14 protein-coding genes and 1 other RNA gene are annotated in these 13,302 nt (G+C 45.4%); 7 read left to right on the plus strand and 8 right to left on the minus strand.

Annotated features, from left to right (window positions below; translation table 11 throughout):
- Positions 1 to 16 precede the first annotated feature (16 nt).
- From rny to OO016_RS10505, 4 genes are all read right to left on the minus strand, one after another.
- The gene (gene rny / locus OO016_RS10490; protein ID WP_266013409.1) at positions 17 to 1,585 is read right to left on the minus strand and encodes a ribonuclease Y; all 1,569 of its coding nucleotides are present in this window, start codon (positions 1,583 to 1,585) and stop codon (positions 17 to 19) included.
- Positions 1,586 to 1,715: 130 nt separating this feature from the next.
- Positions 1,716 to 1,824: non-coding RNA, 6S RNA (gene ssrS, locus OO016_RS10495), on the minus strand.
- 53 nt (positions 1,825 to 1,877) lie between these two features.
- Entirely contained in the window at positions 1,878 to 2,174 is a 297-nt protein-coding gene (locus OO016_RS10500; RefSeq protein WP_266013412.1) for a cell division protein ZapA, read from the minus strand.
- A 16-nt stretch (positions 2,175 to 2,190) separates the two neighbouring features.
- Entirely contained in the window at positions 2,191 to 2,481 is a 291-nt protein-coding gene (locus OO016_RS10505) for a coiled-coil domain-containing protein (protein ID WP_266013415.1), read from the minus strand.
- A 182-nt stretch (positions 2,482 to 2,663) separates the two neighbouring features.
- Between OO016_RS10505 and OO016_RS10510 the strand changes: the two genes are divergently transcribed.
- Genes OO016_RS10510 through OO016_RS10520 form a run of 3 tightly spaced genes read left to right on the plus strand, consistent with a single transcriptional unit; the run spans position 2,664 to position 7,481 of the window.
- Positions 2,664 to 4,355 carry a M23 family metallopeptidase gene (locus tag OO016_RS10510; RefSeq protein WP_266013418.1) on the plus strand — a complete coding sequence of 564 codons (1,692 nt, stop codon included), beginning with the start codon at positions 2,664 to 2,666 and terminating at the stop codon, positions 4,353 to 4,355.
- Between the two features lie 4 nt (positions 4,356 to 4,359).
- Entirely contained in the window at positions 4,360 to 6,822 is a 2,463-nt protein-coding gene (locus tag OO016_RS10515; RefSeq protein WP_369413847.1) for a TonB-dependent receptor, read from the plus strand.
- Positions 6,823 to 6,827: 5 nt separating this feature from the next.
- Entirely contained in the window at positions 6,828 to 7,481 is a 654-nt protein-coding gene (locus OO016_RS10520) for a hypothetical protein (RefSeq protein ID WP_266013881.1), read from the plus strand.
- Here OO016_RS10520 and OO016_RS10525 read toward each other — a convergent pair.
- Entirely contained in the window at positions 7,478 to 8,623 is a 1,146-nt protein-coding gene (locus tag OO016_RS10525; protein ID WP_266013422.1) for a cysteine desulfurase family protein, read from the minus strand. The genes OO016_RS10520 and OO016_RS10525 overlap by 4 nt on opposite strands.
- Before the next feature lie 115 nt (positions 8,624 to 8,738).
- On the opposite strand from OO016_RS10525, the gene OO016_RS10530 reads away from it, so the two are divergent.
- Positions 8,739 to 9,245, plus strand: a complete 507-nt coding sequence (locus OO016_RS10530) for a hypothetical protein (protein WP_266013425.1) — start codon at positions 8,739 to 8,741, stop codon at positions 9,243 to 9,245.
- A gap of 2 nt (positions 9,246 to 9,247) precedes the next feature.
- On the opposite strand, the gene OO016_RS10535 is transcribed toward OO016_RS10530, so the two are convergent.
- Both OO016_RS10535 and OO016_RS10540 read right to left on the minus strand, forming a co-directional pair.
- Positions 9,248 to 9,799 (minus strand): DUF8465 domain-containing protein, encoded by a 552-nt coding sequence (locus OO016_RS10535; RefSeq protein WP_266013427.1) that lies wholly within the window; start codon positions 9,797 to 9,799, stop codon positions 9,248 to 9,250.
- The gene (locus tag OO016_RS10540; RefSeq protein ID WP_266013430.1) at positions 9,796 to 9,975 is read right to left on the minus strand and encodes a hypothetical protein; all 180 of its coding nucleotides are present in this window, start codon (positions 9,973 to 9,975) and stop codon (positions 9,796 to 9,798) included. The genes OO016_RS10535 and OO016_RS10540 overlap by 4 nt, the downstream gene beginning before the upstream one ends.
- 44 nt (positions 9,976 to 10,019) lie before the next feature.
- Between OO016_RS10540 and OO016_RS10545 the strand changes: the two genes are divergently transcribed.
- From OO016_RS10545 to OO016_RS10555, 3 genes are read left to right on the plus strand one after another with little or no spacing between them, the layout of a single operon-like run.
- Positions 10,020 to 10,316, plus strand: coding sequence for a DUF2752 domain-containing protein (locus OO016_RS10545; protein ID WP_266013432.1), 297 nt, complete (start codon positions 10,020 to 10,022; stop codon positions 10,314 to 10,316).
- A 7-nt stretch (positions 10,317 to 10,323) separates the two neighbouring features.
- Positions 10,324 to 10,656 (plus strand): CCC motif membrane protein, encoded by a 333-nt coding sequence (locus OO016_RS10550; protein ID WP_266013433.1) that lies wholly within the window; start codon positions 10,324 to 10,326, stop codon positions 10,654 to 10,656.
- 17 nt (positions 10,657 to 10,673) lie between these two features.
- Positions 10,674 to 10,982, plus strand: a complete 309-nt coding sequence (locus OO016_RS10555; protein WP_266013435.1) for a CCC motif membrane protein — start codon at positions 10,674 to 10,676, stop codon at positions 10,980 to 10,982.
- Between the two features lie 49 nt (positions 10,983 to 11,031).
- Here OO016_RS10555 and OO016_RS10560 read toward each other — a convergent pair whose 3' ends face one another.
- Entirely contained in the window at positions 11,032 to 13,230 is a 2,199-nt protein-coding gene (locus OO016_RS10560; protein WP_266013437.1) for a RecQ family ATP-dependent DNA helicase, read from the minus strand.
- Positions 13,231 to 13,302: the final 72 nt, after the last annotated feature.

A 13,302-nucleotide genomic window follows, 5' to 3' on the forward strand; every position in this document is an offset into this window, starting at 1 on the left:
CCCTAGTCTTATACGTTTATTTAGCGACATTAACCGATCGGGTTTCCCGAATAACGGTAACCTTTACCTGTCCCGGATAAGTCATGTCTGTCTGTATTTTCTGAGATATTTCAAAAGACAACTGGGCGGCCTTCTCATCACTCACTTTTTCACTTTCTACGATAACCCGCAATTCCCGTCCAGCCTGTATGGCATAAGCTTTCTGCACCCCTCCAAAACCGAAGGCAATTTCTTCCAGGTCCTTCAATCGCTGAATGTAGCTGTCCAGCACCTGTCTCCTTGCCCCGGGTCTCGCACCACTGATAGCATCACAAACCTGTACAATTGGGGCGATCAGGGATTTCATATCGATCTCATCGTGGTGGGCTCCAATAGCGTTGCATACCTCGTCTTTTTCACCAAATTTTTCAGCCCACTGCATACCGAGGATAGCGTGCGGGGTTTCCACCTCAGCTTCCGTATTAGGTACTTTCCCGATATCATGCAAAAGACCGGCCCTTTTCGCCAGTTTGGGATTGACTCCTAATTCTGCAGCCATAATACCACAAAGCTTCGCAACTTCCCTGGAGTGCTGCAGGAGATTTTGCCCATAGGAAGAACGGTATTTCATGCGCCCCACGGTTTTAATCAACTCCGGGTGCAATCCATGGATACCCAGGTCGATCACCGTTCGTTTTCCTACTTCAACTATTTCCTGTTCAATTTGCTTCTCCGTTTTGCGCACCACTTCCTCTATCCGGGCCGGGTGGATACGCCCATCTGTCACCAGTTTGTGCAGGGATAAGCGGGCTACTTCTCTCCGAACGGAATCAAAACAGGAAAGAATGATCGCCTCCGGGGTGTCGTCTACAATGATCTCGACTCCAGTTGCCGATTCCAGGGCCCTGATATTGCGCCCTTCCCTGCCAATGATCCTACCTTTTACGTCATCCGATTCCAGGTTAAACACGGAAACACAATTCTCAATGGCCTCCTCTGTACCAACACGCTGAATGGTGTTAATTACGATTTTCTTGGCTTCCTGCTGGGCAGACATTTTTGCCTCTTCCAGCGTGCTTTGCATATAGGACATGGCATCTGCCTTGGCCTTTTCTTTCAATGATTCAAAAAGTTGTGCTTTGGCTTCTTCTGCCGAGAGGCCTGAAATTACCTCAAGTTGCTGAACCTGGCTTTGGTGTAGTTTCTCTAATTCGGCCTGTTTTTTTTCGTAGAAATCCTTTTTATGGTCTACTTCCTTAAGCTGTGATTCCAGCTTTTCATTGTTCCTTCTGGCTTTGGCCAGTTCGCTGCTGATTTGAGACTCCTTGTCTCTGGTCCTTTTTTCGGCCTCAGCAATCTTTTTGTCTTTATTGATGATGACCTTTTCGTGCTCGGCCTTCATCTCTAAAAACTTCTCCTTGGCCTGGAAGATCTTATCTTTTTTGATACTCTCACCTTCGATCTTGGCATTCTTAAGAATAGCACTGGCTTCCTTCTTAGCCTGGCCAATGGTCTTGGAAGCCTTTCCTTTTTCAAGGATCTTAGCGATGATAAATCCAAGTATCAATCCACCTGCTGCGGCGATTGAAATTGTTGTTATGTCCATTTGTCTTTACAGTTTAGCTGCCTAAAAGGCAATGCGTTTTCTGCGGTTACCTTTCATCAGGCAAGCCACAGTAAATTGATCTTAAGGCAATTGATACAAAAAAAGCCCACATTGATCAGAAGTTTTGTACAAACTCCAATAAACAGGTTTAGGGCTAACAAACTGATCAAGGATCCTCTAACTGGGAGGCATGCTTTTACAATCTAAACTCACCCTTTTTAAAAGTAATAGTGTTGAGTTTGTCAAAAAATATTTACCAATGTGGGCAGTAACAAATGTTATGTTAAAGAACTTATTTTATGCTCAGTTTGGAATTCACCAGTTCATCCAATGCCCGCAGGCGAGCGTTTACTTCCCTGGTATCTTCCTGCTGATCAATGCCCCGTTGTTCCACTTTCGAGGCAAATTGCAAGGCACACATAGCCAGAACATCCTGCTTGTCGCGCACAGCGTAATTCTGTTCGAACTTCCTGGCCAGTTGCTCTATATTCTTGGCAGCCTTCCGCAACCCTTCTTCCTGAGCCGGATCAATGGTCAGGGGATATACGCGGTCTGCAATGGATAGCTTTATTTTAAGCCTTTCTGCCATATTTCAGAGCGGTGTGCTAAACAGCGAGTTGTGATATGCAATGGTCCAACTCCCTGATCAGCGAATTTATTTTGAGCTTTGCTTCTGTTTTATTAGTATCACTGCCCAGCATCGAATTTGCAAGCTTCAGGGAATCATACTTTTCTTCCCAGTCCTTGGCGGATTTATTGGCTTCCACCAGCTTGTCTTTCAAGACTTGCAATTCCTGCTCCAGCTTAGAATTAGCCTGAGCCTGCAACTCAAGTTTATGCAGGACTTTGCTAATCTTGTTCTCGAGAGAATCAACGATTTCAACCAATTCGCTCATTTGCAAATTTCAATGCCATTCCTACAAATTTAAGATAGATCATAAGACCTCGCAATTATTTTTGGAATTATTATTGAAGCATCACTTTAAGTGATTTTAGAATGCATGCGTGTAAAATTCAGCCCCCCCTTCTATTATGACAATTAGACCATATTAATTAATTTCGCATTAAGCTTCCTACTATGAGAGTACCGGCTATTGTACTATTCCTGCTATCTTTTCAACTGCTGCTTGGTCAGTCGCCATACCCCAAAGAGGTCTTCAGGCCACCACTGGACATACCCCTAATCCTGGCGGGAACCTTCGGTGAACTGCGTTCCAATCATTTTCATTCAGGGATCGATATTAAAACACAGCAGCGGCAGGGCCTCCCTGTTTATGCGATAGCAGACGGAACAGTAACCCGGATCAAGATTTCTCATTGGGGTTATGGCAAAGCCCTATATATTGCACATCCCAACGGTTACACTTCGGTTTATGCACACTTGCAAAAATTTGCCCCTGAGATCGAACAGTTTGTAAAACAAGTACAGTACCAGAAACAATCTTATGAAGTTGAGATCTTCCCTGATTTTGGCGAGATCAAAGTAAATAAAGACAGCATCGTGGCATATACGGGCAATACAGGAGGATCTTCAGGGCCACATTTGCATTTCGAAATCCGGAACAGTGTAAATGAAAAACCTACAAATCCCCTTTTATATGGCCTGGAAGTCCGTGATGCCACCAACCCAAGCCTGGTAAGTCTGCACGCGTATCCACTTTCCGAACAGGCACAAGTCAACCAGAGTAACGAGCGGGTACAGCTAAGCTACAGCAAGCAGGCAGACGGGACGTATCTCGCCGAGAAGGTAAATGCCCTGGGCACCATAGGTTTTGGCGTAAATGCTTTTGACCGCCAGGATCTTGCTGCCAATAAAAATGGTGTTTTTGCTATAGAACAAAGGGTTAACGGAAAGGTTTACACGGATTTTGACTTTGATTCTTTTTCCTTTTCCGAAACACGTTATATCAACACGCTGATCGATTACGCCTATTTTGGCAGGAACAAACAACGGATACAACAGTGTTTTAAAGCTCCCGGAAACAAATTAAGCATCTATGAAACACTTTATAATGATGGCAAAATTGAGGTTAAAGAGGGGTTGACCTACAATGTGGAAATCGACATCAAAGACCTTGAAGGGAACACAATCAGGGTAATTATCCCTGTTGAAGGCGTCAGGGAGCCCCTGGTCAGGAAATCAGAGCAAAATCGCACCCCGTATTTCCTGAAAAGCGACAAACCCAATAACTATGACCTGGGTATAGCCAGGGTATATTTCCCGGAGAATACTTTCTACAAGGACTTTTATCTAGACCTGCAACCCGGCCAGGACACGGTAAGGATACATAACAATAGGGTTCCTGCGCATAAAAACTTTACCATAGCCTTTGATGCCTCAGGTTTTTCACCGGAGGAAAGACAAAATTTATTTATCGCTCATCTGGACAAGGATGGAAAGCCGCAGTATATGAACACCTACAAAAATGGCACTTCCTTCTCCACAAGGACCCGGATACTCGGCACTTATACTATGGCCCAGGATACGGTTCCCCCAAAGATCCGACCCAGAAATTTCAAGCCAAAACAATGGCTAACGAATTACCGTTACCTAAGCTTGCGGATCTCTGATGACCTAAGCGGGATCAATTCCTACAAAGCTACCCTGAACGGAGAATGGATCCTGATGGAATATGAACCTAAGACCAGCACCCTTACCTACAATTTTGACGATGTGATACTCGACAAAAAGCAATGTCAGCTGGAAGTCGTTGTTACCGATAATGCCGGGAATTCGACTACCTTTAGCAGTAGTTTCTTCAGAAGATAACCCTTTGATCAGACGTATTCTTTTCTGGCTCCTCTGCGTACTGCCTCTCTCATTACTGGCCCAAAAGGCTACCATCACAGGAATAGTACTGGGCGAAGACCGGCGTCCGCTGGTCAATGTTAATATTAACACCACACAGCAGGGCACTGCAACAGACAACAATGGCTTTTACCTCCTGGAAATCACCGCCGATACAGAAGTTACAATCAGGTTTACTCACCTGGGTCATGAAGATGTTATCCTGGAGAACCTCATTTTAACCACAAACGAAACCTTTGTGTTTAACCCGGTGATGAAGGCAAATTCACTTCAAATAGACGAAGTGGTGGTTACGCCAACAGGGGAAAAACAATTACAGGGAATCACCACCCTTTCGCCAGAAACGGCCAGGTTGATCCCGGGCGCCAATGCCGGCATAGCCAATGTGCTAAAGTTGCTGCCTGGGGTGGGGTCCAACAATGAGCTCAGTACGCAATACGCAGTAAGGGGAGGCAATTACGATGAAAATTTAATCTACATCAATGGCATTGAAATATACCGCCCCTTTCTAATACGCTCAGCCCAGCAGGAAGGCCTTGGAGTGGTAAACAGCAATATGGTCTCAGAGCTGTCGTTTTCGGCTGGAGGCTTCCAGGCCAGATACGGAGACCGGCTATCCTCTGTACTGGACATTACGTACAAGGCTCCTTCCAGCTTTGGCCTTCAGCTGGAAGGAAGCTTGCTGGGCGGCAGTGCCACTGTGGAAAGTCGTTCCAAAGACAGGAAATTCAGCCAGATCACCGGACTCCGCTACCGGGATAACAGCCTGTTGGTGAATAGTCAGCAAACCCGAACAAATTTCAATCCCAGTTTTATAGATTTGCAGTCATACCTCAACTACAGGTTTAACGATAAATTCCATTTGAATTTCCTTGGGAACCTGGCGGTGAACAATTACCGCAACGAACCACTCTCCAGACAAACCAATTTTGGGACCATTGATCAGCCCCTTGCATTAATCGTTTTCTTCCAGGGGAATGAACAAAACAAATACACTACCATTCAGGGATCTATCAAGGCAGATTTTATGCCCAGTGATTCCCTCAGGCTTAGCCTTACCGCGTCTGCATACCACGCAATAGAGGAAGAATTCTCCGATGTAATTGCACAGTACGAGCTGGGCCAAGTGGACACCGATCTGGGCAGCGATACTTTTGGAGAAGTAACGTCTTCGCGAGGGATTGGCACTCAGTTTAACAGGGCACGGAATATCCTGGATGCACTGGTAATGAGGCTCGGTCACAAGGGTAAATTAAGCCATCAGGCAAAGGAATTAACCTGGGGGCTTCAATATCAATACGAAGATTTCAGGGACCAGCTGAGGGAATCCGAGTTTTTGGATTCCCTGGGTATTTTTATCAGACCTCCCGGATCCGGGTCGCCTAACAATCAACCTGAAGATCCTTTTAACGGTCCAATTCTTCCTTTTGAAGGAGTAAGTGCCCGGAATTCCTCCAGCACCCACCGGGTACTTTCTTATTTGCAATTCAGCAACCGATCGAATTGGCGAAACACCGAATTCTATTATAATATCGGCCTGCGTGCCCAATACTGGAATACCAAAGGGGAAGGTTTCCCAGTTACAGATCAACTTATATTCAGCCCCAGACTGCAGTTTGGCATAAAGCCCCAGTGGAAGCAGGACATGCTTTTCCGAATGGCCGTTGGGCTATACCAGCAGCCCCCCTTTTACAGGGAGTTGAGGGCTCTGGACGGAACGCTGCAACCAGAGGTCCGGGCTCAGAAATCCCTGCACTTCATTCTGGGTAATGAGTATAGTTTCAGGCTTTGGAACAGGCCCTTCAACCTTAGCAGTGAAGCCTATTACAAATCCCTGAGCAGGGTTAATGCATATACCCTGGAGGATGTGCGCATAAGATATGAGGCCAACAATAATGCTGAGGCCTTTGCCTATGGATTGGACTTCCGTTTAAACGGGGCTTTCGTGCCTGGCACCGAATCCTGGCTCAGCCTCGGGTTCTTGAGAACTGAAGAAAACAGGAACAACCGGGGGTTTATTTCCAGGCCTACAGACCAGCGTTTCAAAGCAGGTCTGCTTTTCGAGGACTATATACCCAATTTACCAAATTTCAGGATGTATCTTAACCTGGTGTACAGTACAGGAATGCCCGGAGGCTCTCCCAGTTACGCAGATCCCTATAATTTTCAGAATAGATTAAGAGATTACAGGCGGGCCGATCTGGGAATTTCCCATATTTTTGTTGACGAGAACAACAGGCACCCTAATGGGCACTGGTTGAGTGGTATAGAAAGCCTCATTGTGGGTTTTGAAATCTATAACCTGTTTAACAATCAGAATTCCATTACCAATACCTGGGTGCGTGACGTGGACAGCAAACAGCAGTATGCCGTACCTAATTTTATGACATCCCGCGTTCTGAACGTCATTGTTCGAATGCGATTTTAATGAAAATGAGAAAATACCTGATTATCCTTTTTGTTTTTGCCTCCCTGCAACTTTGGGGACAAAAAGACATATACGAAAGTGTTCGTTTTGATGAACTAAGCGCAGAACATTCTACACTGGCCATAATCCCATTTTTTGCCAATCTGGACCTGGAACAGGAACTCTCCAAAGAAGAACTCGGCAGACTGGAGGAATTGGAAGGTAAGGCCGTGCAGGATGCATTGGAGACCTATTTTGGAAGGGGAAAAAAGAAGAAGAAATTCTCAGTGGAATTTCAAAATGTTGAGAATACCAATGCTCTGCTGGCCCAAAATAACATCAACTATAGCAATATTGACACCTATACCATCAAACAATTGAGCGAGATCCTCCAGGTAGATGGCATTGTCAGTGGCAACATTGACCTGAATGTGCTTCTATCCCGTGGGGTTTCCGATGAGGTAAGCTTTTTAGACTACCTATTGGGGGATGCTAATTACGGGAGGATCGGGATCAAGATCAGCGATGGAAAAACGGGTAAATTGCTCTGGAAATACGAAAATGAAATCACCAAAAAATCAGGCAGGAATACTACGGACCTCATCGATAAAATGATGAAGAAAATGACCCGGCGCTTCCCTTACGACAAAGAGCGAAAAAAGACCCGCAAACGCACTTAACCCGCTGCGAATTCCTTTAACACATCCACCAGATAGTCAATTTCTTCTCTGGAATTATATTTGGAAAAAGATACCCGGAGTGAAGGTTTCTTAAGCTCTTCATCATCGAGGATTTCTGACAGTACATGTGATCCTCCCTCACTACCGGACTGGCAGGCACTGCCTTTGGAACAGGCTATACCCTTGAGGTCCAGATGAAACAAAAGCATCAGGGACTTCTGTTCATCAAAAGGCAGACGCATATTGACCAGTGTGTAAGTACTTTTCTCCATATCACCGGAATAGCCGTTAAAAGCTATTCCTGGGATTTCCTGGATACGCTGTAAAAAATACCTCTTCAGGTCGCTGATGTAGGCAGTCTCTTCTTCGAGGTTTTCATAAGCGGCAATAAACGCTGCCTCCAGCCCCACAATATTGTGGTAAGCCTCAGTGCCGGCGCGGTACCCTCGCTCCTGAGAACCTCCCATGATCAATGGTTTTAAACCTGTATTCTTGCGGATAAAAGCAAAACCCACTCCTTTGGGCCCATGGAATTTATGCGCAGCGGCAGCCATAAAATCAATAGGTATTTCCTCAACATCCCAACTAAAGTGCCCTATGGACTGTACCGTATCCGAATGGAACAAGGCGTCATTATCCCTGCACAATGCCGCAATCGCAACCACATCAATCTTATTCCCTATTTCGTTGTTAATATGCATCAGGCTAACCAGTTTCCTGGATCCGTCCCGCTTCAAAAGTTGTTCAAGATGATCCAGATCCGGATTTCCAGATGCATCCAGCTTTACAAAATCCAACCGTATACCATACTCCTGAGACAGGGCCTCAGCCGTATGCAAAACGGCATGATGTTCAATTTTGGTGGTAATAATGGTTTTCACGCCCAAATCGCGAACAGAAGAGCGCAAAATCATGTTGTCTGCCTCTGTACCCCCGGAGGTGAAGATAATTTCAGAGGGGTGAGCATTCAGGTACCTGGCAATCGTTTTACGAGCCTGCTCAATGCCTGTCTTTGCAGTCCTACCAAAGGCGTGCGTTGACGAGGGGTTTCCATAACAGGTCGCCAGTGCCTCCTGCATTCTGTCAATTACTTCCTGTCGCACCTGGGTGGTTGCGGCATTGTCCAGGTATACTTTCTGCATCAATTGATATCTTGGTCAAAAGGGAGCGTAAAAGTAAGGATTTTTGCAGAGTTACAGGTTTATTTTGAAAACCACACAATAGGGATTTCCCGGCATTTTAATTTACCTTTGGAATATGAAAAAAACATTTCTCCTGTTTCTTTTTGTCATGCTGAATGCCTGCGGCGATGGTGAACTTGAAATTGATGTCATAGATTTTGATAGTGCCTCCCTGCAATTTTGTGAAACCCAGGCCACAGTTAACAGCACCATTTTCTTTAAAATAAATGACGATGAAGCCCTGATCCTGGAATTGCAATCCGGATTGCTTCAGAACCAGGCATCAACAGACACCATACGAAGCAGCTTCCCCTCCCAGTCTAGCCTCATTTACAGGCTTTTTACGGAGGGGGTAAACAAAAGCTACTTTTGTGATGATATTCCTCCGGCCACACCCAGTGTTCGTGAAGAAATTCTTGCCGAGGCAGGAGAGGTTCTTATTACTACCATACAATCAGCCACAGATACAACGCTTTATGAGCACACCATAAAGCTTGGCGGAGTTACACTTGTAAACAGCAGAGGAGAACGGATTACCAACACCCAGATTGAGGACTTTGGCACAATAACTACGCAGGAGTAGGCTTATTTGGGATTCTGGAATATGTAAACCTCAGTAGCACCCAGGCCATATTTCCTGTAGTCTGCATCATAATGTTTTACGTTGTCATAGCGTCCAAACAGGTATTTGAGTTCTTCCTCCAAAACACCAGCTCCTTTACCATGGATAAACACAACCTTCTGAATGCGTTTCCTCATGGCAAATTCCAGTTGTCTTTTGGCTGTTTCCAGTTGCAGGTTAAGCATATCGTAATTGCTCATACCTTTGGTTGAGGGGACAAGTTGGTGGATATGAAGGTCCACTTCCATTTTAGGGGCATTCCGGTCTTTCGCCTTTGGGGTGATCTTTTTCTTATCCTGGATTTCCTCCTTAACGCGCTTGACCATGGCGGCTTCGTGGTTGCTTACCCTAATAACATCCTTGCCCGGTATTTTAATCAGGGCAGAAGCCGGAAGTACCATAGGGAATCCCGATTCCGTTTCAATTGTAACCTGATCTCCCTCTACAGCAGTTACCCTACCTGTTAGCACATCATCCAGGGTTTCTACCCTATCTCCCGGTTCAAAACGCATCATTCCTCCTTTTTATCCTCACCCTTTGACCAACTTGTAGAGGTTTTGTAAATCCCGAACATAAGCAGCACAATGCCCAGTATCATGGCATATTCATTCCGCATGAACTTACCTCCAAAACCAATGAGGATACCGCCCAGGATTATAAGCAGCAAATAAAAGGGTGGTTTTATTTTCATTCCATAAAAATAATAGTATTTTTCGGTAACCAACACACCCAACCATGCCGCTTTTCAGTCTGGTACTTGAGGACTATATGCTGCCCTGCCTGAGCAAACAGCTTCTGGGCATGCCATGCCCCGGGTGTGGGATTCAGCGATCAGTATCCCTGATCTTTCAAGGTGAATTCTACGCTGCCTTCCTTATGTATCCGGCTATTTACCCCATTATGGCTTTATTTGGCTTTCTTTTTATAGATGTTTTTTTCAAGATAAAACACGCCAACAAAATTAGTATCGCCCTAATGATTACCTCCGTGGCATTTATCCTGGGTAACTTCTTAATTCAACTAATTAACTGACCAAAAAATGGAACAACAAAAACTTCCTAATGTAATCATTGTTATTGTACTCGCAATCATTTCCTATCTGTGCTGTTGCATCTATGGTGTACCTGCAATCATCCTGTCTGGAATAGGCCTTATCCTGGTCCGGTCCGATGAACGCAAATATCGCGAAAACCCTGAAGGCTATTCGAATTACAGTCAGCTTAAGACCGCAAAGATCATGGCGATAATAGGACTTGTAATAGGCGTATTGTACCTGATATGGACCATATATCAAATCCAGTCCATGGGTGGCTGGGATGCAATGATGGAACAGTCGCGTGAGATTATGGAACAATGGGGCATTGAAGAATAGTATCTAAATTAATTACGATGGAGCAACAATCATTACCCGGTGCAAGCACCGCCCTTACCATGGGAATCATTTCTATTGTGGGCGCCCTGGTATGCTGCGGGCCATTTGCGGCTATTTTCAGCATTATAGGGTTGAGCAACGTTAACAAAGCAGAACGTCTGTATAAAGCCAACCCGGGGGCGTATACCGGCTACGAAAGCGTAAAAACTGGTAAAATCCTGTCTTACATTGGCCTGGGACTTTCCCTGGTCACGCTTATATTCTTCATACTCTATTTCGGGGCCATAATTGCCCTTATAGGTTTGGAAGGAAACTGGAACTTTTAAAGAAAAACCCCCGAAATCGGGGGTTTTATTTTTCTTTTTGTGAGTGCTACTAGTGAGCTACCTCGCTCATAAATTTGAGCCGGTACAGGCGCAGTTCCTCATCTTCATATTCACCTTCAAACTCCTCCAGTGCCGCTTCTATATCGTCAGTTTCGGCATCCAGAAAATATTCATGGATCTCTTCCTGCTGGTCTTCATCCAGGATCTCATCAATCCAATATTGTAAATTGAGCCTTGTTCCGCTGTATACAATCTGCTCCATCTCCTTAACCAGTTCACCAAGCTCCAGCCCCTTGGCCGAGGCAATATCGTCCAGTGGGAGTTTGCGATCCACGTTCTGGATGATGTAAAGCTTTAAGCCTGAATTTGCACCCGTACTTTTTACCACTAGGTCATCCGGACGGGTAACATCATGCTCCTTCACATAGCGGTCTATCAGATCAATGAAAGGCTGACCGTATTTCCTGGCCTTGCCTTCACTTACGCCATGTATATTGACCAGCTCCGACATAGAAACCGGATATTTTAAGGCCATATCCTCAAGGGAAGGTTCCTGGAAAACCACAAAGGGCGGAACATCCTGTTTGTGGGCCTCCTCCTTTCGGAGTTGTTTAAGCAGCTTAAGGAGTCGTTCATCCGCTACTCCCCCACTTCGCGCGGACTTGACTATGGTATTGTCATTCTCATCATCATAAACATGATCGAGCGTCATGGAAAAGGAGGTCGGTTCCTCCAGAAATTTCCTGCCTGATTCCGTTAGATGCAGTATACCGTATTGTTCGATCTCTTTTCTGAGCAAACCTGCCACCAGAACCTGCCGTATCAGGGCCATCCAAAAAGACTTGTCTTTATCCTTGCCAATCCCGAAAAAGGGTTTTTCATTGGTTTTATGGGAGGAGATAAGGGCGTTGGTGCCCCCGGTCAGGGAGAGCACGATCTCCTTGGCTTTGAACTTCTCGCTGGTTCCCTGAACCACCTGCAGGAGTTTGAGGAGTTCATCCCTGGCTTCCAGTTTTTCTTTGGGATTACGGGAATTGTCGTCCATGTCTGCCCCCTCGCCATTAACTTCATCAAATTCTTCGCCGAAATAATGTAGAATGAACTTCCTCCTGGATATAGAGGTCTCCGCATAAGCTACGATTTCCTGCAATAGCGCATTTCCAATTTCCTGTTCGGCAACTGGTTTGCCGGACATGAATTTTTCCAGTTTTTCAATATCCTTATAGGCGTAAAAGGCCAGGCAATGTCCTTCTCCACCATCGCGACCTGCACGACCGGTCTCCTGATAATAGCTTTCGATGCTTTTTGGGATGTCATGATGAATCACAAAACGAACATCGGGCTTGTCTATTCCCATACCAAAAGCTATGGTAGCCACAACCACATCTACCTCTTCCATAAGGAACATATCCTGATAGCGGGAACGTGTTTTGGCATCAAAACCTGCGTGATAAGGAACAGCGCTAATACCGTTTACCTGCAGCACCTGGGCCAGTTCCTCGACACGTTTGCGGCTCAGGCAGTAAACAATGCCGGACTTACCTGCATTCTTCTTGATAAATCGTATAATGTCTGCATCCACATTTTTGGTCTTGGGACGCACCTCATAAAATAAATTGGGTCGGTTAAAGGAAGACTTGTAGACCTTGGCATCCCCGATACCTAAATTTTTGATGATATCTTCCTGCACCTTGGGGGTTGCAGTGGCGGTAAGGCCAACAATTGGAATATTGTCTCCGAGGCGATTGATGATATTTCTCAGGTTGCGGTATTCCGGCCGGAAATCGTGCCCCCATTCCGATATACAATGCGCTTCATCAACAGCCACAAAAGAAAGGGGTACCGATTTGAGGAAATCCACATAATCTGCCTTGGTAAGGGATTCCGGGGCCACATACAACAATTTGGTAAGCCCGTTGCGGATATCTTCCTTGACCAGTTTCACATCAGACTTGGTAAGCGAGGAATTGAGTACATGCGCTACTCCCTTGTGTGCGGAAACCCCACGAATGGAATCTACCTGGTTCTTCATCAAGGCAATGAGGGGGGAAACCACAATAGCTGTACCTTCCAGGATGAGGGCAGGCAACTGGTAGCAAAGTGACTTACCTCCGCCAGTGGGCATGATCACGAAGGTGTTTTCTCCATTGACCACACTGGTAATGACTTCTTCCTGTAATCCTTTAAAACTGGAAAAACCGAAATACTTCTTTAAAGAAGCACGCAAATCCAACTCTTTCAAATGCATTCCTTTATCAATTGCTTCCAGTTGCGGGGTGCAACTTCCTTATTCTGTTCTCTAAAGATTCCTCTTAATTAA

Source organism: Lentiprolixibacter aurantiacus (assembly GCF_026241225.1).
GTDB lineage: Bacteria > Bacteroidota > Bacteroidia > Flavobacteriales > Flavobacteriaceae > Lentiprolixibacter > Lentiprolixibacter aurantiacus.